This window comes from Myxococcus sp. CA005 (assembly GCF_006518205.1).
Taxonomy (GTDB): Bacteria; Myxococcota; Myxococcia; order Myxococcales; family Myxococcaceae; genus Myxococcus; species Myxococcus xanthus.
The window spans coordinates 1-23,396 of sequence record NZ_SRLV01000041.1; the positions used below are offsets into that span (position 1 = coordinate 1).

19 protein-coding genes are annotated in these 23,396 nt (G+C 70.1%); 11 read left to right on the forward strand and 8 right to left on the reverse strand.

Features of this window, described 5'->3' with window-relative positions:
• The first annotated feature begins 211 nt into the window (after nt 1-211).
• Nucleotides 212-793, forward strand: coding sequence for a hypothetical protein (locus FMQ63_RS19170; RefSeq protein WP_011551463.1), 582 nt, complete (start codon nt 212-214; stop codon nt 791-793).
• A gap of 78 nt (nt 794-871) precedes the next feature.
• On the opposite strand, the gene FMQ63_RS19175 is transcribed toward FMQ63_RS19170, so the two are convergent.
• Nucleotides 872-2,512, reverse strand: a complete 1,641-nt coding sequence (locus FMQ63_RS19175) for a hypothetical protein (RefSeq protein ID WP_043611747.1) — start codon at nt 2,510-2,512, stop codon at nt 872-874.
• A gap of 209 nt (nt 2,513-2,721) precedes the next feature.
• Here FMQ63_RS19175 and FMQ63_RS19180 point away from each other — a divergent pair, with 209 nt between their 5' ends.
• The gene (locus FMQ63_RS19180; protein WP_026113835.1) at nt 2,722-3,420 is read left to right on the forward strand and encodes a bifunctional 2-polyprenyl-6-hydroxyphenol methylase/3-demethylubiquinol 3-O-methyltransferase UbiG; all 699 of its coding nucleotides are present in this window, start codon (nt 2,722-2,724) and stop codon (nt 3,418-3,420) included.
• Nucleotides 3,421-3,427: 7 nt separating this feature from the next.
• Here the strand turns inward: FMQ63_RS19180 and FMQ63_RS19185 are convergent, their stop codons facing one another.
• Both FMQ63_RS19185 and FMQ63_RS19190 read right to left on the reverse strand, forming a co-directional pair.
• Nucleotides 3,428-4,126, reverse strand: coding sequence for a response regulator transcription factor (locus FMQ63_RS19185; protein WP_011551466.1), 699 nt, complete (start codon nt 4,124-4,126; stop codon nt 3,428-3,430).
• Nucleotides 4,123-5,652, reverse strand: a complete 1,530-nt coding sequence (locus tag FMQ63_RS19190; protein ID WP_011551467.1) for a cell wall metabolism sensor histidine kinase WalK — start codon at nt 5,650-5,652, stop codon at nt 4,123-4,125. Before FMQ63_RS19190 ends, FMQ63_RS19185 begins: the two co-directional genes overlap by 4 nt.
• Before the next feature lie 249 nt (nt 5,653-5,901).
• Between FMQ63_RS19190 and FMQ63_RS19195 the strand changes: the two genes are divergently transcribed.
• Complete coding sequence (locus FMQ63_RS19195) at nt 5,902-7,911, forward strand: c-type cytochrome (protein ID WP_011551468.1); 2,010 nt, start codon at nt 5,902-5,904, stop codon at nt 7,909-7,911.
• Nucleotides 7,912-7,935: 24 nt separating this feature from the next.
• On the opposite strand, the gene FMQ63_RS19200 is transcribed toward FMQ63_RS19195, so the two are convergent.
• A complete protein-coding gene (locus FMQ63_RS19200; protein ID WP_011551469.1) occupies nt 7,936-8,520 on the reverse strand; it encodes a hypothetical protein in 585 nt (194 codons plus the stop codon).
• Nucleotides 8,521-8,921: 401 nt separating this feature from the next.
• Here FMQ63_RS19200 and FMQ63_RS19205 point away from each other — a divergent pair, with 401 nt between their 5' ends.
• Complete coding sequence (locus FMQ63_RS19205) at nt 8,922-9,830, forward strand: hypothetical protein (RefSeq protein ID WP_020477758.1); 909 nt, start codon at nt 8,922-8,924, stop codon at nt 9,828-9,830.
• Between the two features lie 11 nt (nt 9,831-9,841).
• On the forward strand, nt 9,842-10,849 hold the full coding sequence (locus tag FMQ63_RS19210; protein WP_011551471.1) for an NAD(P)H-dependent glycerol-3-phosphate dehydrogenase: 1,008 nt from the start codon (nt 9,842-9,844) through the stop codon (nt 10,847-10,849).
• A 7-nt stretch (nt 10,850-10,856) separates the two neighbouring features.
• On the opposite strand, the gene FMQ63_RS19215 is transcribed toward FMQ63_RS19210, so the two are convergent.
• Both FMQ63_RS19215 and hflX read right to left on the reverse strand, forming a co-directional pair.
• Nucleotides 10,857-11,282 (reverse strand): hypothetical protein, encoded by a 426-nt coding sequence (locus FMQ63_RS19215; protein ID WP_011551472.1) that lies wholly within the window; start codon nt 11,280-11,282, stop codon nt 10,857-10,859.
• A gap of 47 nt (nt 11,283-11,329) precedes the next feature.
• Entirely contained in the window at nt 11,330-12,982 is a 1,653-nt protein-coding gene (gene hflX, locus FMQ63_RS19220; RefSeq protein WP_011551473.1) for a GTPase HflX, read from the reverse strand.
• Between the two features lie 122 nt (nt 12,983-13,104).
• Here hflX and proB point away from each other — a divergent pair, with 122 nt between their 5' ends.
• Nucleotides 13,105-14,238, forward strand: a complete 1,134-nt coding sequence (gene proB, locus FMQ63_RS19225) for a glutamate 5-kinase (RefSeq protein WP_011551474.1) — start codon at nt 13,105-13,107, stop codon at nt 14,236-14,238.
• Nucleotides 14,239-14,254: 16 nt separating this feature from the next.
• Here the strand turns inward: proB and FMQ63_RS19230 are convergent, their stop codons facing one another.
• Complete coding sequence (locus tag FMQ63_RS19230) at nt 14,255-14,725, reverse strand: hypothetical protein (RefSeq protein WP_225888583.1); 471 nt, start codon at nt 14,723-14,725, stop codon at nt 14,255-14,257.
• 312 nt (nt 14,726-15,037) lie between these two features.
• Between FMQ63_RS19230 and FMQ63_RS19235 the strand changes: the two genes are divergently transcribed.
• The 5 genes from FMQ63_RS19235 to acnA all read left to right on the forward strand — a co-directional run bounded on the left by FMQ63_RS19235 (nt 15,038) and on the right by acnA (nt 22,862).
• On the forward strand, nt 15,038-16,060 hold the full coding sequence (locus tag FMQ63_RS19235; RefSeq protein WP_011551476.1) for a YafY family protein: 1,023 nt from the start codon (nt 15,038-15,040) through the stop codon (nt 16,058-16,060).
• On the forward strand, nt 16,057-16,986 hold the full coding sequence (locus FMQ63_RS19240) for a YafY family protein (RefSeq protein WP_011551477.1): 930 nt from the start codon (nt 16,057-16,059) through the stop codon (nt 16,984-16,986). The genes FMQ63_RS19235 and FMQ63_RS19240 overlap by 4 nt, the downstream gene beginning before the upstream one ends.
• A gap of 6 nt (nt 16,987-16,992) precedes the next feature.
• On the forward strand, nt 16,993-18,564 hold the full coding sequence (locus FMQ63_RS19245; RefSeq protein ID WP_011551478.1) for an FHA domain-containing protein: 1,572 nt from the start codon (nt 16,993-16,995) through the stop codon (nt 18,562-18,564).
• A gap of 138 nt (nt 18,565-18,702) precedes the next feature.
• Entirely contained in the window at nt 18,703-19,965 is a 1,263-nt protein-coding gene (locus FMQ63_RS19250; RefSeq protein ID WP_225909780.1) for a phosphatidylserine/phosphatidylglycerophosphate/cardiolipin synthase family protein, read from the forward strand.
• 167 nt (nt 19,966-20,132) lie between these two features.
• The gene (gene acnA / locus FMQ63_RS19255) at nt 20,133-22,862 is read left to right on the forward strand and encodes an aconitate hydratase AcnA (protein WP_011551480.1); all 2,730 of its coding nucleotides are present in this window, start codon (nt 20,133-20,135) and stop codon (nt 22,860-22,862) included.
• 98 nt (nt 22,863-22,960) lie between these two features.
• On the opposite strand, the gene FMQ63_RS19260 is transcribed toward acnA, so the two are convergent.
• On the reverse strand, nt 22,961-23,383 hold the full coding sequence (locus tag FMQ63_RS19260; protein WP_011551481.1) for an HD domain-containing protein: 423 nt from the start codon (nt 23,381-23,383) through the stop codon (nt 22,961-22,963).
• Nucleotides 23,384-23,396 lie beyond the last annotated feature (13 nt).

The window sequence follows — 23,396 nt, forward strand, 5'->3', positions numbered from 1 at the left end:
GACCGGTCGGAGGTGGGCGGGGCGGGCTCCCGGGGCGTGACGAAGGCGAGCGGGCAGTCCGGCGTCGCCGCACGGCGGCTCATGGAAGTCCGCCGGCCCGCGACGGGCGGAATTTGCACGCCCGGCAGGGCCGGTGCGCGGTCGACGGAGGCTATCGGCACGAAGCGGAGCGGTTTAGGACACGGGTCAGTGAACCTGGAGGTCCTCTGGGGTGACGGATGCGCGTCCCAAGGTGAAGCCCGTGCAGGGGAATCGTGACGAATTGATTGATGCGCTGCGACAGCGCCTCGCGGGCTCCTTCCGCTGGGCCAGCGTGGGCGTGGCGTTGGGGACGTTGGCGGTGCTTTACGGCGCGTCATCGTTCCAGCGGGCGCTCGATTCCGGAAGGTTCCGATGGCCGTTCAGCGCCCAGCTCCCCATCTGGGGGAGTCTCTTGATTGTCATCGGTCTGGCCGCCTTCTGGCTGGCGCCCCGCTACACGCGGAGGTTGGTGAGAAGCGTGGAGTCCGATGAACGGACGTCGTTGCTGATGACGGTGGAGCGCAAGCGAGTGCCGGGAGATGACGAGCACTTCCTGTTCGTCGCCACCCTGTACAGCCCGGAGCAACAGCGCGTGGTGCTCCGGAACGTGCATTTCCTCCAGGGGGACAAACCGCTGCAGTACCCATACAAGGAAGGTGTCACCCAAGTACCGGTGCAGGTGTATGGCAAGCCCGGCCAAGCGCCTATCGTCATCGATGCGGGGTGGGGCTTCCTGCTCCCGGCCAACCTGACGTACCCCTGGTACAGGTAGCCACGATCCGCGAACAGGCGACGACCGGGCTCCCGCGAAGAAGCCCGGCCGCCGCCCACGTTCCATTCGAAGGACCACTCACTCCCCGGAGTAGATGCCGATGGTGCCCGGCATCACGGTGCCGTCGCTCAGCGTAGAGCCCTGGAAGGCAACCAGGATGCGGCGCCGCGGGCCGGAGCGGTCCACCTGGATGTCCGGCACGCGCATGCTGGACAGCTCACGCCCGAACACGGAGAGGCCGTAGTGGGAGACGGAGCCGCCCCGGACACGGGAGAGGCCGCCGCCCCAGCTGTGACCGGCCCAGATGCTGCCGTTGGCCAGGTCCGCCGCCACGCTGGCCACGTGCGGCGCGGCCAGTTCGTTCTTCAGCGTGCGCACCACCTGGCCGTTGTCGTTCAGCTCCGCGAGGCCGTGGCCGAAGGAGCCCACCCACGCGGAGGTGCCCACGACGGCGATGCCGGAGACCAGGTCATCCGTGCGCTGCTCCGGACGGGAGTAGCGCTCCTCGCCCACCGCGTCCTTCCAGATGTCGATGCGGTTCCATGCGGAGGCCCGGGACTCCGTACGCGTCTGGCCCTCCCAGAAATCGTTCGCGACGGTGCCGTAGAAGTAGCGTGTCGTCCGGTTGGCGCCGCCGACCCAGACGTCCCCGTCCGGACGCACGCCCAGGCCCCAGTACGCATCCGTGAGCAGCGCGGGCTGAACCCTCCACCGGCTCCGGTCCTCTCCGTACTGGGCCCGGTCCGCCGTGGGGTTCGAGTAGATGTACGCGTTGATGCCCGGGTGCGAGTGCTCCTCCACGCCCCAGCAGTGGAACTGCCCGTTGCACGTCGGGTCGCCCCGGTAGTCCGCATCACCGCGGGCGAAGCCGTGGTTGGCGCCAAACCAGACGCTGTTGGTCTTCGCGTCATAGGCGATGCGCCAGATGTTGCAGAGCTTCTCGCGGCCTCGCAGCTCGGCGTCGACGACGTTCGGTCCCGAGAAGATGTCGTAGTGCACGACGTCGAGCGTGCCGTCCGCGCGCAGTGAGACACGGTCGGCGTCACCGCTCTTGTATCGCGCGGGGTCCGGTACGTTGCTGTCCCAGTTGTTCTCGCAGTGGAGCGCGCCGTCGCCCGGCATGCCCTCGTAGCCGACGAAGACGGTGTCGTTCCAAGCGCCCGCGACAGAGATGACCTTGAGGTACTTCGGTCCCGGCGGCGCGCTGCCGTCCGGCATGTAGCCGTACGGGCGCAGGCCTTCCGCCATCGTGTAACGCCGGAAGGTGCGCTCACCCTTCTTCATCAGGAAGAGCCCTTCTTCGCCGCCCGCCACCCAGATGTTACCGGAGGCGTCCGCGCTCACGCCGTGGATGAAGCGGGGGCCGCCCGCCTCGCGGCCGAAGAACTCCCAGTTCGCCGCGGAAGGCGTGGGCAGGGGCACTTCCACGGGGCCCCCGTCCGGCGTGCCACCGTCGTCGTCCGGCGTACCCGAATCCGGCGTGCCACCGTCGTCGTCCGGCGTGCCCGAATCCGGTTCTCCCGCGTCGGGCTCGTCCGGTGTCCCGGAGTCCAGCGTGCCCGAGTCCGGCGTGCCTGCATCGCCTTCCGGGGCTTGGGGGAATTCCGAGGGCGGGACGTCCATGCCCTCGGTGCCCGTCGCGCCATCCCCCGAGCCACAGCCCGTCCACACCCAACCCGCCACGAAGAGCGCGCCCGCCCATCCCCATCCGCGCTTCATCTCGTCACCGTTCCCCGCTGAAAAGCCGACTGGCCCGAAGTGGGTCGTCGTGTTCAATCCCCGTTCGTTCGCAAGGACGGTGCCAGCACGAGCAGCCCTGGAGCGTGGTGTGTCCGTCGGGCGCCGGACACGATGTGGGTAATCCGCTTCCCAGCGTGTGTACGTGCCTGTCCCGGGCGAGGCCGGATTCGTGCTACTTCCTTCCTCGAATGGGTGGTCATGACGCGCGGGGCCGGATGCCACTTTCTCTTGTCGCTCAGGAGCCGGACCTCCTGTTCTACACACGCCAGGCGGCCGAGCATGGCGGGCCCGTGCTGGTGTTGGGAGCCGCCAATGGCCGGGTGGTGTGGGCGCTGGCGGGAGATGGCTATGACGCCGTGGGCGTGGACCCCTCGGGGGTGATGATTCGCTCCGCCGAGGAGCGGCGGAACTCGGAACCCGAGGACGTCTCACGCAGGGCGCGCTTCCTGGTGGCGGACCTCCGCTCGCTGCGCCTGGACGAGCGCTTCCCACTGGTGCTCGCGCCCCAGCACGCGTTGGGGTTGATGCCGGGAAAGGACGACCTGGAGGCGTTGCTCGCCACGGTGCGCCACCACCTCACGCCGGATGGCTCCTTCGTCTACGACGTGCTCAACACGCCCCGCGAGCCCGTGATCCCCCGAGACGACGAGGCGCCCAGCGCCGGCCTGGAGCCTCGCCGCCCGCTCTTCACCCTCCACCTGCGCGAGCGGCGTGCGCCCGGTGGGCCCAGCCCCATCCGCCGCCTCAAGCTGCGGCACTTCACGCCGGAGGAACTGGACGCGGCGCTCACCGCGGCGGGGTTGGTGCCGCGCGAGCGCTACGGCCGCTTCGACGGCAAGCCCTTCGACCTGGAGGACTCGCGCCACATCGGCATCGCCGGAACGTGAGCGCCCGTCAGCGCTCGAAGCGGTAGCCCAGTCCGCGCACGGTGAGGAAGTGGCGGGGGGCTTCCGGGTCGGGCTCGAACTTCAGGCGCAGCTGGCGCATGAAGTTGTCCACGGTGCGGGCGCTGCCTTCGTAGTGGTAGCCCCACGCGCCGGACAGCAGCTCCTCGCGGGTGAAGGTGCGTCCAGGGTGCGCGAGGAAGTGCGCCAGCAGCTTGAACTCCTGCGCGGTGAGCTCCACCGGCGTCCTCGCGCGTGCCACCGTGCGGGCGGCCATGTCCACGCTCACGTCGCCGAAGGTCACCGGCGGCGGCGAACCCGCCCCCGCGGAGGGGTAGCGCCGGCGCAGCACGGCCTTGATTCGGGCCAGCAGCTCCTGGAGGCCGAACGGCTTCACCACGTAGTCGTCCGCGCCCAGGTTGAGGCCGACAATCTTGTCCGTCTCCATGCCCTTGGCGGAGAGCACGACGACGGGCGTGTCCCGGCCGCGCTGGCGCAGCTCCTTGAGGACCTCGAAGCCATTGAGCTCCGGCAGCATGACGTCCAGCACCACCAGGTCTGGCGACTCGTCCAGCGCGCGCGCCAGGCCGGTGCGGCCATCCTGGGCCTGGAGCACCTCGTAGCCCTCGAAGCGCAGGTTCATGGACAGGCCCGTGAGGATGGACAGGTCGTCCTCCACGACCAGGATGCTCCGCGTCTTGTCGCTCATGCCTTCCCCGCCGGCAGGTGGATGGTGAACCGGCTTCCCTTGCCTGGCTCGCTCTGCACGGAGATGCGGCCTCCGTGGGTTTCGATGATGCGCCGGGTAATGGCCAGCCCCAGCCCGCTGCCTTCCGTCCTGCGCGTCAGCAGGTTGTCCACGCGATAGAAGCGCTCGAAGATGCGAGTGCGCTCCTGCGGAGCGATGCCCACGCCGTTGTCCTCCACCGTCAGGTCCACGCCCTTGCCGCTGCCCCGGACCTGGAGGGTGATGCGGCGGTTGTCCGGCCCACTGTACTTGTAGGCATTCTGCAGCAGGTTGAGCAGCGCGCCGGCCACCGCGGCCCGGTCCACGTCCAGCGCGGGCAAGCCGTCTGACACCTCCACCGTCAGGTCCACGCCGTCCTCCATGCGCTGGGTTCGGAAGGCTTCCACCGCCGCGTTCACGAGTTCCGACACCGGCACGATTTCGCGCTGGTACACCTTGCGCCCGCCTTCGATGCGCGCCCAGTCCAGCACGCGCTCGACGAAGATGGACAGGCGTTCCGTTTCGCGCATCAGCAGGGTGAGCACCTCCTGCGTCTGCGCCGGGTCCTTCAGCCGCCCCAGGGCCAGGGTCTCGATGAACATGCGGATGGACGTGAGGGGTGTGCGCAGCTCGTGGCTCACCAGCGACACGAAGTCCGTCTTCATCCGCGAGAGCTGCGCCTCACGGTAGAGCGCGCGGCCGGTGTAGACGACGCCGAAGGTGAGCGTCAGGTAGAACACGCCCAGCAGCACGCCGTACAGCACGCGGTTGCGCGTGGACGCGCGCGCCACCGGGTCCTCGCCGGTGGGCAGCACCACCAGCCGGAAGTCCTGGAGGGGCGAGGACAGCACGCGCTCAGCGAGCCCCGTGGGCCCCAGGGCGCTGGCGCGCGCCTGCGCCACCTCGGACACCAGCCGCCCCATCAGTCCGCCCTCGGAGGGCTCCCGGGGCACGGGCAGCAGGGCGAAGCGCACCGGTTCGCTGGACACGGCTCGGGGGTCCACGCGCTCGGCCAGCAGGGCCTCCAACTGCTGCACCGATAGCCGCACGCCGTGCACCACGCTGCCGCGTCGCTCGGCGGCCACCAGCACCGCGCGCCCGCCCGTGGTGAGCGAGAAGACGGTGGGCTCGGTGGGCAGTCCGCCCGCCTCGGGCACCACGGTGGCGAGCGCCTCCGCCAGCTGGGGGTCCCGGGTGCGGACCTGTCCGTCCTCCAACTGGAATGCGCCGTCCGGCTCCGACACGGGCTGCCCGTCGGGGAGGATGAACTGGAGTTGGCCATTCACCGGCTCCAGGCTCGCCGAGGCGAGGATGCCCGGCAGTTCCTCCGACAGTGACTCCAGCGTGCCGCGCCAGGCGGCCTCCAGCCGTTTCTCCACGGCCGCGCGCTCGTTGATGATGGCCACCACCCCGAAGCCGGACAGGCCGGCGGATGGCACCACCACCAGGACGATGAGCAGCGCGAACGTGCGCCGGAAGTTGAGGAATCGGGGCGGAGTGCGGGACACGACCCCTCTCCTTTACCCCTACCCGGCGCTACACGCTCGTGGCGTTTCATCCACGCCCGCGACAGGGAGTGTGCACCACCCACCTGGAGTGTGTGCGGACGTCATCGACTTCGGGGGTATTCTGGTGCAAGCATGGGCGGCCGCGGGGCAGGCGTGCGACGTGGGCCGGCCGCCTTCTTCCCCGCTCAGGACGCGGCCGCCCGGTGTCTGGTGGGTGGGACGGGCTGCCGCGAGGAAGGGAACCCCTCCATGAGACGGATGGTCCTGGCCACGGTGTTGGCCTCGATGCTCGCGCTTCCGGCGTGTGAAGACCGCGACGCCCAGGCGACCTGGACCCAGGCGTCGGGCTCGGTGGCGCTCAGCCGGGATGACGCCTTTCTCTACGTGGTGGACTCGGACAATGGCGTCCTCGCCGTGGTGGACACGGCGCGTCGTGAAAAGGTGGGCGAGGTGAAGGTGGGCCTCCTTCCCGAGCGCGTGGCGGTGGGGCCGGACGACACCGTCTACGTCTCCAATCGCGGCTCGCGCAGCGTGTCCGTCATCCGCCGGGGGGACTGGAACGAGGCGGCCCGCATCGCGGTGGGGGTGGAGCCCGTGGGCCTGTCGGTGTCGCCCGCCGGGGACACGCTGTACGTGGTGAACAGCACCGCGCTGGCGACGTCGAGCCACGGCTCGTTGATGGCGGTGGACACACGCTCGCTGTCGGTGCGCTGGGAATTGCCGGTGGGGGATGAGCCCCGGGGCATTGCGCTGGCGCAGGGCGGCAAGCGCGCGCTCATCACCCGCTTTCGCCAGGGCGACCTGGTCTCCGTGGACCTGACGGACGCGGACCGGCCCCGGGTGGTGCGTGAGCAGACGGACCTGTACGCGCGCGCCAACGTCCGGGACAACGTGGCCGCGTCCCCGAACGGGCTGTCGCCGCGGCTTCCGCCCGCGGACATCCGCTTCCAGCCGCGCAGCATGTCGAGCGTCGCGGTGACGCCGGATGGAGAGCGCGCGCTGGCGACGGTGATGTGGGCGCGGGAGGACCCGTTGTCTCCAGACGGGACGCCCACGGCGCCGAGCGGGGGCTCGCTCTACGGCGGTGGTGGGCCCTGCAACACGGGCGGCGTGGTGGCGCCAGGGCTGGTCACCTTCGACACGGACACGGGCTCGCCCCGGGTGGATGACCTGGACCGGTGCCGTCCGCCGCCGGACCTGTCACCGGACTTCCCGCCCTCCACCATCATCAGCCCGGAGTCGACGCACCCCATCCAGGGGCCGGTGGCGGCGGTGGTGGACCCGACGGGCCTGTGGGCCTTCGTGGTGAACCGGGAGACGGACAACGTCGCCATCATCCCCACGGGGCGCCGTTCGGGCTCGGACCTGAGGTCGGGCCTGGGCAGCACGGTGCGCCAGTTGGTGCGCGTGGGCTCCGGCCCCACCGGCATCGCGATGACGCGGGATGGGCGCAAGGCCTATGTCTACAACGCGTTCGACCACACAGTGACGACGCTGGTGAGCGACGGCGCGGGTGGCACCGCCAACATCCGCACGGACGGCGCGCCGCTGCCCATCGCCGGGGACGTGCTGGCGCCCAACGAGGTGGCGGGCCGCAAGCTGTTCTTCAGCGCGCTGGACTCGCGCATGGCCAGTACGTCGGTGGGCGCGTCGTGCGCGAGCTGCCATCCCGATGGCCGCGAGGACGGCCACGTCTGGGGCTTCCCGGACGGGCCTCGTCAGACGCCCAGCCTCGCGGGCCGGAGCATGACGAAGACGGGGCCGTTCCACTGGAGCGGCGAGTTCTCCACCATGCGGGACTTCCTCGACGCGACGGTGCGCCACCGCATGGGTGGGACGGTGCTGGACGGCGTCATGGTGGCGCAGCTGTCCGACTTCATCGACGTGCTGCCCGCGCCGGACAACCCGCACAGGGCCGACGTCCTCACCGACGCGCAGACACGCGGCGAGGCCGTGTTCCGCAAGGCCGCGTGTGACACCTGCCACGGAGGGGCGCACTTCACCCTCAACACGCAGGCCGACGTGGGCACCTTCGTCACCTCGGGGCTGCTCCAGGATGACCCGGTGGTGCGCAAGCAGGGGCTCAACACGCCGTCGCTGTTGGGGCTGGCCCGCACCGCGCCGTACCTGCATGACGGCAGCGCCGTGTCGCTGAAGGACCGGCTGATGCAGGGCCGCGAGTCGAACCGGCACGGCATGACGGCGCAGCTCACCGACACCGAGGTCGACGACCTGGTGGAGTACCTGCTCACGCTGTAGGGGACGGAATCTGTCCGGGGGGCCTCAGGGCTCGCCGGAGTCTCCCGCGTCCTCTTTTGGGGCACCGGGAGTCCCCGCGTCGAGCACGGCGGGCTTGGTGGCGATGAGCGCCGAGCGCGCCACCTCCACGGCCCGCTCCGTCTCACCGCCCAGCCAGGTGACGACGACCGCGCAGTCCGTGTCGTCATCCCAGGCCAGCACCTGGGACATGCCCTGGGCGGGCGCGCGCCGCACCGCGGCACGGCCCAGCGCGGGCACCTCCACGCCGCCGGCCTGGAGGGTGGGGGCCATCAACTCGTGGATGTCCGACTGGGCGTAGCGGGCGTTGCAGTCCCAGGTGATGGAGACGGCGAGGCCGGGCTCCGCGTCCGAGCGGAAGCTGCACAGCGGGCCACACGTCGGGCAGGCGCGCTCCTGCTTCATGGTGAAGCCGGGGAGCATCAGCTCGCGGTCGTCCGCGGGCAGCAGCACCTCGCAGTCGGGAAGCGCCGCGCGCTCGGCGGGGGGCGCTGGGGTGCCCGCGTCCACCGCGGGTGTGTCGGAAGGTCGGCTCCGGCATGCCGCCAGTGCCAGTGCCATGAACAATGCCGCGCGCCCTCCAGCCCTCATCCCGTGTGACTCCCGTGTGCGCCTGCCGAAGCGGCGCGGATGGTAGACCGGAGGATGCCTCGCGCGGCGACGTTTCCCGCATGTCGCTGCCCGCTTCCGGACGCCGGCCCGGTTTGGCCTCCGAGCGGGCGGGCTTGCCTCGTGCCTTATACGCCCGTCGGACTAAGCTGAGGCTTCCCACCATGCGCTCCGCCCCCTCCTTGCCCTTGCTCGTGTTTGCCCTGGTGGGAGACGTCCAGGCTCGTCCGGCGGAGGGCGCTCCCCTGGCTGCCGTGCCGTCGCAGCCAAGGGCGTCGGGCGCCGAGGCTTCGAAGGCGCGTGTCCCATCGGCGGGCTCGTCGAAAGCATCCGCGCCGTCCCAGCCAGGAGCGCCTGCGTCTGGAGGCGGGGCTCCGGCACGTGTGCCCTCGGGAACCGCGCCCGCGACGGCTTCTGCGCCAGCGGAGCCTCCTGGGGCGCCTCCGCGCAACCCGGCGCCGGACACCTCCTGGGCGCAGCCCGGCCAGGTCCCCGCGCCCGCTCGCAACGAAGCTCCGGACGACGCGGCCTGGGAGTCCTTCCCGGGCGCCACCGCTGTCCCCGAGGAGGAGGACGCGGCCACGCTGCCCCAGTTGCCCGAAGTTCCGCCGCTGGTGCCTGTCGACGAGGCCGCCATCCCCGCGCCCCGGCCGCCGCCGGCCCCCGTCAGGCCGCCGCCCGTCCCCAACCGCGTGAGCCTGCTCGGCGCCCAGACGGTGGGGGCAGGGGGCATGGCCGTGGGCCTGGCCCTGGGCTTTCCCATCGTGTCCGCGCGAGTCGCGGTGGGCGTCCATCGCCGCGTGGACGTGCTGGCCGGCGTGGACAGCGCCTACGGGTTGATGAGCGAGCTGCGCGTGGGCGCGCGGTGGATGGTGCTCGACGGCGGGCCCCGGTGGAGCGTGGGCGTGGCGGTGGAGGGCAGCCACGCCTTCTTCCTGCGGCCCGCGAGCGTGGAGGACCGGGGCGCGCGCTACTACAGCGGACGTCGCAACTGGAACGTGCTGCCCGGCATCGTCGGCAATCTCCAACTCCCGGGCGCCCGCTCGCCGCGACTGTTCCTGGACGTCCGCTACCTGATGGCGCTGGACACCGAGCCCATTCAAGGGGTGCCGCTGGGCGGCCTGCCCCCTGACGTAGAGCTGTCCGGCGCCTTTCCGGTGCGGCTGGGCGCGGAAATCCCCGTGAGTGAGAAAACGTCCTACGCTCTGACGATTGGCGGGGACATCCGGACCCGGCCTGACGAGACGGATTTCATGCCCGTCATCACCTTTGGCGTCGTGACTGGTTTCTAGCGAGGTCTTCCATGCGTGGCAGTGTCATCGGCTCCGGCTCCTTCGGTACCGCCCTGGCGAACGTGCTCGCGGTCAATTGCGAGGAGGTTCGTCTGTGGGGTCGTGAGTCCTCCGTGGTGGAGGCCATCAACACCCAGCACGAAAACCCCACCTACCTGAAGGGCATCCCCATCTCGGAGCGCGTGCGCGCCACGAATGACCTCCAGGAGGCGCTCGTGGGCTCGGAGTTGGTGGTGCTGGCCACGCCCAGCCACGCCACGCGCGAGGTGGTGGCGAAGGCCCAGGCGTACCTGCCGCGCCATGTCCCCATCGTTACGGTGTCGAAGGGCATCGAGAACGGGACGCTGCTGACGATGACGGAGCTCCTGGAGGACTGCCTGCCGGAGGAGTTCCACCCGTACCTCGCGGTGCTGTCCGGCCCCAGCTTCGCCAAGGAGCTGGCGCGGCGCATGCCCACGGTGGTGACCATCGCCTCCCACTGGGACAAGGTGGCGCTGCGCTGCCAGAAGGCGCTGCAGACGGAGACGTTCCGCAGCTACACCTCCACGGACGTGGTGGGCGTGCAGTACGGCGGCGCGCTGAAGAACGTCATCGCGATTGCCGCTGGCATGGCGGACGGCCTAGGCATGGGCCACAACGCGCGCGCGGCCATCATCACCCGCGGCCTGGCGGAGATTACGCGCCTGGCGGTGCGCAAGGGCGCCAACCCGCTGACGCTCTCCGGTCTGTCCGGCATGGGCGACCTGGTGCTGACGTGCACCGGCGAGCTGAGCCGCAACCGGCACGTGGGGATGGAGCTGGGCAAGGGCCGCAAGCTGCCGGACATCCTCGCGGACATGAAGGAAGTGGCCGAAGGTGTGAAGACGGCCCGCAGTGCGCACGAACTGGAGCTCAAGACGGGCGTGGAGCTGCCCATCTGCCACCAGGTGTACCTGATTGCCCACGAGGGCAAGAGCGCGCGCACGGCGGTGGTGGACCTGATGACGCGCCAGCCGAAGTCGGAGCTGGCGGGCGTCTGAGCGGCCTTCAGTAGCGGCGCGGCGCGGCGTCCGGCGTGGCGCCGCGGACGCGCCACACGGTGAGCCGCTGGGAGTTGGTGTGGCTCACCACCAGGCCCTCCTGCTGCATCTGCTCCAGCAGGCGGTTCGTCTTGAGCCGGTCCAGCCCCACGGACTTCGCCAGCAAGTCACCGGGCATGCCGCTGATGTTGCGGCGCAGCTCGTTGACGATGGCGCGCTTGAACTCGTTCTTCTGGAGGCCGTCCAGGTCCTGCGTGCGCCACGCCTGGAGGACGCCCGCGGCGATGATGACCAGCGTCAGAATCGCCAGGACGGGGTAGATGATGTGGCTGTTCTGCTCCAGCAGCTCGAAGTACTTCGGAGACAGAGAGGACACAGGCTTCGCGTAGTCAGCCTGGGCCAGCAGCAGGGGTGTGAGCGATGGAGTCGACACGGCCCCCCGACTCTACGGGGAGCCGTGCCTGCGCGGCAACCGCGGGCTCAGATGGCGCCGATGGCCTCGGTGGCGCCTTCGGCGAACAGCGTGGTGTCCGCCTTGGCCAGCAGCGTCGCCAGGCCCTCGCGGGTCGCGGCGCTGATGGCCACGCCGCCCCGCGTGCGCAGCAGCGCCGCCACTTCGTCCGGCGGAAGCAGGTCCGCCTTGTTCCACACCATGAGGCGCGGCTTCTCCATCAAGTCGAGCGACTCGAGGATGTTCTCCACCGCCTCCACCTGCTCGTCGCGGGCGGGGTCCGCCGCGTCCACGACGTGGAGCAGCAGGCTGGCGTCGTACAGCTCCTCCAGCGTGGCGCGGAAGGCGGCGACCAGGTCCTTGGGCAGGTCCCGGATGAAGCCCACCGTGTCGGTGATGATGACCTCCCGCTCCTGCGGGAAGCGCAGCCGCCGGCTGGTGGGGTCCAGCGTGGCGAACAGCTTGTTCTCCGCCAGCACCTCTGCGTTCGTAATCGCGTTGAGGAGCGTGGACTTGCCGGCGTTGGTGTAGCCGACAATGGAGATGACGGGCAGTTCGCGCCGGTTGCGCTGGGCCCGGCGCACGCTGCGCTCCCGGCCAATCGCGTCGATGCGCTTCTCCAGGTGGGTGATTCGCTCGCGCACGCGGCGGCGGTCGATCTCCAGCTTCGTCTCGCCTGGGCCTCGTCCGCCAATGCCGCCCATGAGCCGGCTGAGCGAATCGTCGCTCTGCACCAGCCGTGGCAGCCGGTACTTCAGTTGTGCCAGCTCCACCTGGAGCTTGCCCTCGGCGCTCTGCGCGCGCTGCGCGAAGATGTCGAGGATGAGCTGTGAGCGGTCCAGGATCTTGAGGCTGGTGGCCTCGCCGATGTGGCGGCCCTGGGACGGGGTGAGGTCCTTGTCGAAGATGAGCAGGTCCACCATGGTCTGCATGGAGCGCAGGTTGAGCTCCTCCAGCTTGCCGCGGCCGATGAGGTAGCGCGGGTCCGCCTCGCGCTTCACCTGGAGCACGGAGTCGATGACCTCCACGCCCGCGGTGCGCGCCAGCTCCTTCAGCTCCGCCAGGCTGGACTCGGCCAGGGCGCGGTTGCCGTCCAGGCACACCGCCACGAGGATGGCCTTCTCACGGCCGCCCACCTTGCGCGACGCCGCCTTGCGGTTGAACTCCTCCTCCAGCGCGCCCAGCGTGTCCATGAGGTCCGGCTGCGCCACGTGGACGGAGGGCAGCGTCTCGACGTGCCAGAAGTCGCCGGAGCCGTTCTCCGGGATGAGGTAGGCGTAGTGCAGGACGCCGGGCAGGCCTTCGTGGCCCACGCCAACGGCCGCCACGCAGTCCAGGCGCAGCAGCGCGAGGTCCGTGAGGTCGTCCTTGGTGAGCGGCTCGCCCTTCAAGTGGGTGTGGACCAGGCGGAGGCCACGCAGACGCACCTGGCCCGCGCGGGCGCGGCCGATGTCCGGGAGCTCGAGCTTGTGAGCGTTGCCCACGATGACGTGCTCGATTTCTCCCTTCCGGTTGACGAGCACACCCACCTGCCGGTTCAGCTCACGCGACAGCTCGGTGAGATGCCGGGCAAGCTCGGGCGACACGATTTCGTGCGGTGGGACGCGCCGGCGGAAGGTGTTGCGCAACCGGTGCTGTTCGCTCGACTTGAGGCCCAGGGTGTTGCCGTAGATTTCCTTCAAACCGTGCTCTCCTGGCGGAGGCATTGGGGCCCCCACCTTTTTCGTACGACTTTATGACTGCCGCTGTGGGGAAAACACGCCGGACGCGCGCGTCTTCCATTTCTGACCTACGCTGACGCCCTGTGAGTTCGATTTCCACGGGACGCACCGCCCTACGCTCCGCCCGGCGGGTGGTGGTGAAAATCGGCACCAACGCGCTGACGAACGCCACCGGACGTTTCAACCGTCAGCACTTCGATGCGCTGGGCCAGGATTTGTTGTGGGCCGCGCAGGGCCGCGAGCTGGTGGTGGTGTCCAGCGGGGCCATTGCCCTGGGGGTCGAGCGGCTGGGCCTGCCCTCGCGCCCTCGCGACATCCCGGGCAAGCAGGCGTGCGCGGCGGTGGGGCAGAGCCGGCTGGTGCAGGCCTACGAAGAGGCCTTCGCCGCGCATGGGAAGGCGGTGGCCCAGGTGCTGCTCACCCACGAGGACGTGCAGGAGCGCCGCCGCTACCTCAACGTGAAGCACACCCTGGAGCGGTTGCTGACGGCGGGCGTCGTCCCCGTCATCAACGAGAACGACACCGTCTCCGTGGACGAGCTGAAGTTCGGTGACAACGACACGCTGGCGGGGCTGGTGGCCGGCGTGGTGGATGCCGACGCGCTCGTCCTGCTGTCGGATGTGGAGGGCCTCTACACCGGAGACCCCCGGCGCGACGCAGGCGCGGAGCTGCTGGCCACGGTGATGCAGGTGACGCCCGAGGTCCTGGCGCTCGCCACCGGTACGAGCAGCGGGGTGGGGACGGGCGGGATGAGCACCAAGGTGCGGGCGGCCGCGCGCGCGTCCGATTCCGGCATTCACTGCGTGATTACGTCCGGCGCCGTGCCCGGCCGCCTGCGCGCCGTCCTGGAAGGCGCGGACGTGGGGACCCACTTCGAACCCACCGGCAGCCGCCGCAGTGCCCGCGCCGCGTGGATTGCCCATGCCCTGCGCGCACGCGGGACGCTCACGGTGGATGCCGGCGCGCGCGAGGCCATTGTCACCGGCAAGCGCAGCCTGCTGCCCAGCGGCGTTCGCGGCGTGGAGGGGGACTTCGGGCGCGGAGACCCGGTGGACCTGGTGGACGCGGAGGGGGCCGTGTTCGCGCGGGGGCTGGCGGCCTACGACGCCAACGAGCTGCGACGCATCGCCGGACATCGCACGGCGGACATCGAAGCGGTGCTGGGCTACCGCTACCTCGACGAGGCCGTGCACCGCGACGACCTGGCCGTGCTGTAGCCGGGCAGGGCGTTGCTCAGATGGACGAGGTGGACAGCGACTTGCCGCCGCTTTCGCCCAACTGCATGAGCGCGCGGAACTCCGGCGAGTCCACCTTCATCAGCAGCAGGGAGACCTCGAGCTCTCCGGGGACGCGGCCAAGCTGGAGCTTGCGCTCCTGGCCGTGGAGCAGCGCCAGCTCGGAGTGGCCCTTCGCCTCGGGCAGGAGCAGGTCGAGCTGGAGGAGGAAGGACTGGCCTTCGGCCTTGGGCGTGAGGACCAGCCGGTAGTCGGGAAGGGGCGCTCCCGGACGGCGGCGCTCGGCGCGAAGGGTGCGGCCCGTCTCGCCCAGCAGCTTGGGCTGGGCCACCAGCCGCCCGTCACGGCGGACCTCGACGGCGAAGTAGAGGGGCTCCGCGCGCACGGGCGCAGGCGCGGCCATGCTCGTGAAGCCCACGAACATCGCCAACCCGGCCACCACATTACGGACGAGGGTGATGCCGCTCATCGTGAGTCCCTTCGGAGGCTCCGCTCGCCGCTTCGGCCGTGCGGCATCCGGACAGGCAGGCCTGTCCACGTCGCTTCCACTTCCACGGAATGGAGCAGCAATAACCCAGATCATGCCCGCAGTGCGAGCCCCCCGCCCAAGTCGTTGCCAGCCGCAATGAGTACAGCCGTGCGTACAGGTGATTACCTGCTTGTTTGTTCAGGCGCGTCCGGCTATCTCGCCGGACGCGAGCGGCCCTCTCACCTGTTTCCCACCCACACGTCCACTTCTTGACCCTCTCGGGTCCGCCCGGCATCGTCGCCGACCTTTCCAATGGACCGCACTGAACGCATCCTCGACCTCGTGGCCCTTCTGCTCGACGCACGCGAGCCCATCTCCTGGGCCGAGCTGCGCGAGCACTTCCCTGGTGACTACGGCGGCTCCGATGATGCCGCCGAGCGCAAGTTCGAGCGCGACAAGGCGGAGCTGGTGGAGCTGGGCTTTCCGCTGACGTACGTGCAAGGAGATGACGAGCGCCGGGACGGCTACATCGTCGACCGGGACGCCTACTACCTCCCGGAGGCGGACCTCTCCAAGGAGGAGCTGGCCGTGCTCTACGCCGCCGGCTCCGCGGCGCTGGCGTCGGGGGCCTTCCCGGGCCGGGATGACCTGGCGCACGCGCTGCGGAAGATCGGCTTCTTCGCCGGTCAATCCCTGCCTACACCCCGGGTGCGCATGGAGCTGGGCTCCGTGCATGAGGGCCAGGAGAAGGAGATCTCCGCGCGCCTGGAGCAGCTCTGGGATGCGTGCGCGGCCCGCAAGTGGGTGGACCTGACGTATGCCAGCCCCAAGCAGGCGGGCACCACGCAGCGGCGGGTGGACCCGTATGGCCTGGCGCTGCGCCGCGGCGCCTGGACGCTGGTGGGGTACTGCCACCTGCGCAAGGAATTGCGGACCTTCCACGTCCACCGGATTCGCGAACTCAAGGTGAACACGGCGCGCCCGCGCACACCGGACTTCCAGGTGCCGGCGGACTTCTCGCTGGAGGCCCACGTGGCGTACTTCCCGTGGCAGCACCGCTTCCATGAGCAGGAGGAGGTGGTGCTCCACCTGTCGGGCACGCTCGCCTCGCGGGCCGCGAGCCTGTTGCCCGGCGCCACGCTGGAGCCGGCGGAGGAGGGGGCGGTGCGGGCGCGGCTGCCGGTCACGTTCGTGGACGGCCTGATGCGCTTCTGCCTGGCGCTGGGGCCGGACTGCCGCGTGGAGGGCCCGGAGCGGGCGCAGGCGCGTCTGCGGGAGATGGCCTCGCGCATCGTGTCGTGCCACGACGATTCGCTGGACAAGGTGAGCACATGAGCAACGTCCACGAGCGGCTCCGCCGCCTGCTGTTCCTGGTTCCCTACGTCTCCAAGCACCCCGGCGTCACGGTGGACGCGCTCGCGCGCGCCCTCAACATCAGCCGCGAGGACCTGCTGGAGGAGCTGGACCTGCTCACCTGCGTGGGCCGGCCGCCCTTCAACCCGGACGACTACATCGACATCTACGTGGACAACGACCGCGTCTACGTGGACCTGGACCAGCGCCTCTTCGCGCCGCCCCGGTTGACGCCGGGCGAGGCCGCGGCGCTGGCCGCGTCGGCGGAGCTGCTGCGGCCGGCCACGGGGGACGCATTGCAGAGCGCCCTCCAGAAGCTGGAGCGCGTGCTGCCGCCCGCCACCCGCGAGCGTTACCGGGAGATGTACCGGAAGATTGATGCGTCCACGGAGGCGCCCCAGGCCCTGGGGCCGCTCACCCGGGCCATCATCGAGCGCCTGGAGGTGACGTTCGGCTATGCCAGCCCCGGCCGGTCGCCGGAGCCGCGCACCGTGCGCCCCTACGAGCTGCTCAGCCACCGGGGGCAGTGGTATCTGCAGGGCTACTGCCACACCCGGCAGGACGCGCGCCTGTTCCGCCTGGACCGGATGGAGGACATCCTCGTCACGGACGTGTCCTTCCAGCCGCCCGCGGACGCCCGGGCGGACGTGCCCAACCCGGCGCGGGGCCTGACGGACTCCTCGGTGCGCGTGCGCTTCTCCCCCGTGGCCGCACCCTATGTGAAGGAGCGCTTCGGCCAGGACGCCCGCCCGCTTGCCGACGGGGGCGTGGAGGTGCTGGTGGCGGGGGACAGCGAACGCTGGCTCACCCAGTGGGTCCTGTCTTTCGGTGGCGAGGCGCAGGTCATGGAACCGGCCTCCGCGCGCGCGGCCGTTGCCCGAGCGGCGCGGGCCTCTGTAGGATTGTAACCCCCCATGCCTTTCCAGCTGACGATCTCCGAGGGTAGAGAAGCCGGTAAGGAGTTCGTCTTCGACCAGGACTCCGTTCTCATCGGCCGTTCGACGGATTGCGACGTCGCGCTGTTCGACCCGGGTGTGTCCCGGCGCCACTGCCGCATCTTCCTCGACGGTGATGCCTACGCCGTCGAGGACCAGGGCAGCGCCAACGGGTCGCTCATCAACGGCAGTCCGGTGAAGACGCAGGTGCTTGAGGACGGCGACAAGCTGACCCTGGGGCCGGTGACATTCATCTTCGCCATGCTGACGGACGAGCCGGCCACGGGCGAAGAAGAGCTCCCCGCCGGCGCCCAGGAAGGCGATGGCAGCACGCGCATCGTCTCCCTGGATTCCCTGAAGCGGCAGCGCAACAAGGGCGTCGCGCTGGCCCCGGAAGGTGCCGACCAGGAGGAGCTGAACGAAATCCGCGAGGGTGCCACCCGCTCCAACCTGCAGGCCCTGCGCCCCGTGTCCCAGGGGCAGAGCGGCTCACGGCCGGCGGCCATCGAGCGCTCGGCGCCAGCGGCACCGCCCGCGAAGCGGCCGTCCAGTTCGCCCCCGCCGGCCCGGGCCCGTCCGGCGCCGTCCGCTTCGGGCGGTGGTGGCCTGTCCGCGGCGGAGCGCGCGCGCATCCGGCGTGAGTCCCCCGGCGTGGTGTCCAGCGCGAAGCTCTTCTGGGCGGACGCCAGCCAGGGCGTGCGCACCGGCATCATCGGTGGCGGCGTGGCCATGGTGCTCGCGCTGTTCGGCGTCCTCTACTGGCTGGTGCTGAGCGGCGAGGACGGTCAGCCGGTGGGCGAGGAGCCCTCGATGCTGACCGGCCAGCCCATCCGCGACTCGTTCGGCCTGGGGCCGGGCGTGACGTGGGATCGCCCGGACATGAAGGTCTTCGAGTGGGAGTACACCGCCGCCACGCGCGCGGTGGTCATCCTTCACTACCAGGCCCAGAGCATCTCCAAGGACGAGGTCGTGGTGAGCGTCAACGGCGTGGACGTGGGCAAGGTGCCGCCCGACACGCTGGCCAGCCAGGACCGCTCCATCGAACTGATGATTCCGGCGCAGCACCTGAAGAAGGGCGAGCCCAACCGCATCATCTTCGACAACGTGAAGAATCCGCCGGGCGAAGACCCGTGGGTCATCTGGAACATCTGGGTGGAGCGCGCGCTCCTGCCGGACCTGCTGCCCGAGGAACTGGTGCGGGAGGCCACCGAGTACCACAAGCGGGGCTTGAAGCACTTCCAGACGCCGGACATCGGCGCTCGCAACCGCTACGAGGCCTGGAAGTCCTTCCGCGTGTCGTGGCTGATGCTGGAGGCCCACCCGGAGCCGAAGCCCGACCTCTACTACGACGCCCAGGAGCGCATGAAGGCGGCGCAGCAGGAGCTGGACCGCACCTGCTCCAAGCTGCTGCTGGAGGTGGAGGGCTACTACAACCAGGGCAACTACAAGAGCGCCTCCGCCACCCTGGACCACGTGAAGGAGTACTTCCCGGAGTTCGACCAGCCGTGCGCCACCCGCGCGGACGCCAAGCGCGCGGAGTACGGCCTCTAGGCTGCGCCACGGCTTTCCGGTGTCCGTGAAGTCGCGGGATTGTCCCGTTGGCTTCCGGACACCGGCTGGCACTGGAAGACGGGCTGCGATGCGGCTCGGGTTGCCGGGTCGCGCGGGCATCCGCACCGTTGGGAGGCCATGCGTGACCAGGAGGCGTTGACCGAGCAGTCGGGGGAAGTGGACACGGGCGCGCCGCGGCGTGCGCCCACGCCCCCAGCGCCCGTGCCGGAGCATGGGCCGGTGTGGAGCCCCGGCGTCTCCGGGGGGCTCCTGACGCGCTACTACCTGCCGCGCCGCCACGGGGTGGTGCAGGGCAACGCATGCCAGTTGCTGCGCGACGGCGTGGAGGCCTACCCGGCGATGCTGGAGGCCATCCGCGGGGCGCGCCGTTATGTCCGTATGGAGACGTACATGTTCGTCTCCGACGCCGTCGGCGAACTGTTTGGCCAGGCGCTGGCGGAGGCGGCCGAGCGCGGCGTGCACGTGAAGGTGTTGTACGACGCGGTGGGCTCCTGGACGAGCCGCCGGAGCTTCTTCGCAGGGCTGCGCGCGCGGGGCGTGGACATCCGCGCCTTCAAGCCCTTCAGCCTGTCACGCGGGCTGCGGCACCTGCTGCGGAGGGACCACCGCAAAATCCTGGTGGTGGACGGCGAGGTGGCCTTCACCGGTGGGGTGAACATCTCCGCCCACTGGGCGCCCGCGGAGATGGGCGCGGCGTGGCGGGACGATGTGCTGCGCATCGAAGGGCCGGCCGTCCACGAACTGGAGCGGTGTTTCTCCGCCACGTGGCGGATGATGTTCCAGGGCCGCTTCCACCGGCTGACCCGGCGGCTGGAGCGCCTGCGCAACCCTCCGCCTCGGCGCGGCGCGGTGGGGCTGGTGGTGTTGTCCAGTCGGCGAAGCATCCACCGGGCCTACCTGCACGCCATCCGCCGGGCCCGGCGCAGCGTGCTGGTGGCCGCCGCCTATTTCATTCCGGACCGGCGCATGGTGATGGCGCTGCGCGAGGCGGCCCGGCGCGGGGTGGAGGTCCATCTGCTGCTCAACGCTCGCAGCGACCACCCCATCCTGGAGTTCATGGCCCGGGCCTTCTACGAGCGGCTGCTGGGCGCGGGCGTCCGCATCTTCGAGTGGCAGCGCGGCGTGCTGCACGCCAAGACGGCCGTGGTGGACGGGGTGTGGGGCACCATCGGCTCATTCAACCTGGAGCGCCTCAGCCTGGCCTTCAATCACGAGGTGAACGCGGTCTTCGCCGACCCTCGCTTGGGGCAGCAACTGGAGGACTCCTTCCGCGGCGACTGCGGGGACTGCCGCGAGGTGACGCTGGCGGAGTTCCGCCGCCGGCCCCTGTGGCAGAAGCTGCTGGAGCGGGCACTGTCTCTGCTTCGCAAAATCATTTGAGCCACGCCTGTCCGGTCCTCAGCGGGCCGCATGGTTCCGATGAGCGGGGCTGCACACCCGCGGCTCGAAGCGTCCGGCCCTCAATGCGCTCGCAGGAACCCTTTGCAACGCGTCAACGGGGGGCCTAGAAGTTCCCGCATCCCGCGCAAGGAAGGACGGCAACACACATGACCGACAGTTTCGGCACGAAGTCCCAGCTCAAGGTGGGCTCTGCCACCTATGACCTCTTCAGCCTGGGCAAGCTGGCGAAAACCCACCCGGCGGTGAACCGCCTGCCGTTCTCGCTGAAGGTCCTGCTGGAGAACCTGCTGCGCCACGAGGACGGTCGTGTGGTGAAGCGCGAGCACGTGGAGAAGATGCTGGCGTGGGACCCCAAGGCCACGCCGGACGTGGAAATCTCCTTCCACCCCGCCCGCGTGCTGCTCCAGGACTTCACGGGCGTACCCGCGGTGGTGGACCTGGCGGCCATGCGTGAGGCGCTGGCCTCCATGGGCGGCAACCCGGACAGGATCAACCCGCGCAACCCGGCCGACCTGGTCATCGACCACTCGGTGCAGATTGACTCCTTCGCGACGTCCGCCGCGTTCAAGGAGAACGCCGAGCTGGAGTTCGAGCGCAACCGTGAGCGGTACGCGTTCCTCCGCTGGGGCCAGAGCGCGTTCAAGGGCTTTGGCGTGGTTCCGCCGGACATCGGCATCTGCCACCAGGTCAACCTGGAGTTCCTGGCGCACGTGACGTTCCGCCAGGGCAGCACCGTGTACCCGGACACGCTGGTGGGCACCGACAGCCACACCACGATGATCAACGGCCTGGGCGTGGTGGGCTGGGGCGTGGGCGGCATCGAGGCGGAGGCCGCGCTGCTGGGCCAGCCGATTACGATGCTGATTCCGCAGGTGGTGGGCTTCAAGCTCTCCGGCAAGCTGCCCGCGGGCGCCACCGCCACGGACCTGGTGCTCACCGTCACGCAGATGCTTCGCAAGAAGGGCGTGGTGGGCAAGTTCGTGGAGTTCTACGGCAGCGGCCTGAAGAACCTGTCCCTGCCGGACCGCGCCACCATCGCGAACATGGCGCCCGAGTACGGCGCCACCATCGGCTTCTTCCCGGTGGACGAGGAGAGCCTCAACTACCTGCGCTTCACCGGCCGTCCTGACGACCTGGTGGCCCTCACCGAGGCCTACGCCAAGGAGCAGGGCCTGTGGCGGCGTGACGACGCCGAGGACCCCATCTTCAGCGACACGCTGGAGCTGGACCTGTCCACCGTGGTGCCCAGCCTCGCCGGCCCCAAGCGCCCGCAGGACCGCGTGCCCCTCAAGGACATGAAGTCCGGCTACGAGAAGTCGCTGGTGGAGATGCTGTCGGCCGGCAAGAGCAAGGGCGAGGACGAGGAGGGTGGCAAGGGCAAGGCCGCCGCCGCCGCGGTGCCGCCCGAGCGTCTGGCTCAGACGGTCACGGTGAAGAACGGCCGCCAGAGCTACCAGATGGGCCACGGCGCGGTGGTGATTGCGTCGATTACGTCCTGCACCAACACCTCCAACCCGGCGGTGCTGGTGGGCGCGGGCATCCTGGCCAAGAAGGCCGTGGAGCGCGGCCTCAACCCGAAGCCGTGGGTGAAGACGTCCCTGGCCCCGGGCAGCCGCGTCGTCAGCGAGTACCTGCGCGACGCCGGCCTGCTGCCCTACCTGGAGGCGGTGGGCTTCCACATCGTGGGCTACGGCTGCACGACGTGCATCGGCAACTCCGGTCCGCTGACGGAGCCCGTGGCCAACGCCGTCACCGAGGGGGACCTGGTCGTCGCCGCGGTGCTGTCCGGCAACCGCAACTTCGAAGGCCGCATCAACCCGCACGTGCGCATGAACTACCTGGCCAGCCCGCCGCTGGTGGTGGCCTACGCGCTGGCGGGCGAAGTGGGCATGGACCTGGACAACGAGCCGCTGGGCACCGACCCCAACGGACGTCCCGTGTTCCTCAAGGACATCTGGCCCACCAACGAGGAGATTCAGGAGGTCATCCGCACCTCCGTGAAGCCGGAGCAGTTCCGCAGCCAGTACGCCAACGCCATGGAGGGCGACGCGCTCTGGCAGCAGCTGCCGGTGGGCAAGGGCTCCACGTTCCAGTGGGACGACACGTCCACCTACGTGCGCAAGCCGCCCTTCTTCGACAACCTGCCGAAGGAGCCCAAGGCGACGCAGGACATCCATGGCGCGCACGTGATGGCGCTGCTGGGTGACTCCGTCACCACGGACCACATCTCCCCCGCGGGCAACATCGCCAAGACGAGCCCGGCGGCCAAGTACCTCATGGCCAACGGCGTGGAGCCCAAGGACTTCAACTCCTACGGCGCGCGCCGCGGCAACCACGAGGTGATGGTGCGCGGCACCTTCGCCAACATCCGCCTGAAGAACCTGCTGGTCCCGGGCGTGGAGGGCGGCGTCACCGTCCACATCCCCACGCGCGAGCGGATGAGCATCTACGACGCGTCCATGAAGTACCAGGCGGAGGGCACGCCGCTGGTGGTGCTGGCGGGCGCGGAGTACGGCACCGGCTCCAGCCGTGACTGGGCGGCCAAGGGCACCATGCTGCTGGGCGTGAAGGCCGTCATCGCCAAGAGCTTCGAGCGCATCCACCGCTCCAACCTGGTGGGCATGGGCGTGCTGCCGCTCCAGTTCGAGGCGGGCCAGGACGCGCAGTCGCTGGGCCTCACCGGCCACGAGAAGTTCGACATCACCGGCGTGGCGCAGGACCTGGCGCCGCAGAAGAAGCTCACCGTGAAGGCCACGGGCGAGAGCGGCACCAAGGAGTTCACGGTGGTGTGCCGCATCGACACGCCGAACGAGCTCGACTACTACCGCCACGGCGGCATCTTGCAGTACGTGCTCCGCCAACTGGCCAAGGGCTAGCGCGGAGAGGAAGGAACCGGCACCCTGCTTTCCTCGGCGGGCGCTGGTAGCACTACGGCCCGGAGTCGCCCCCGTGGCGCTCCGGGCCGTCGTGTCTTCTAGGGCTCGCGCAGGCGGGCCCAGGCGGCGCGGTAGCGGGCCAGGCGCTCGGCGTCCTTGGGCGTCACCGCTGCCAGCCGCCGCACGTCCATGTTGTCCTCAAGGTCCGCCAGCTTCACGCGGCGGGCGAGCGCCAGCGGGCGCAGCCGTTCGATGAAGGCCTCGTACGTCTCGTCCTGGCGGCGGGTGAGCGCGTCCAGCGCGCCCAGGACGTTTTCCGCGTAGCCCAGCTCGCGCAGGCGCTCGAGCGTGTAGGGCGTGTCCTCCACCACGTCGTGGAGGATGGCCACGGTGCGCTCTTCGTCCGTGTCCAGCCGCATCATCACCCGCAGCGGGTGGAGGATGTACGTCTGGCCGGCCTTGTCTCGCTGGCCCTGATGCGCGGCCACCGCGAGCGCGATGGCGTCTTCGAGTGCGGGCATGCCCGTCTTCTAA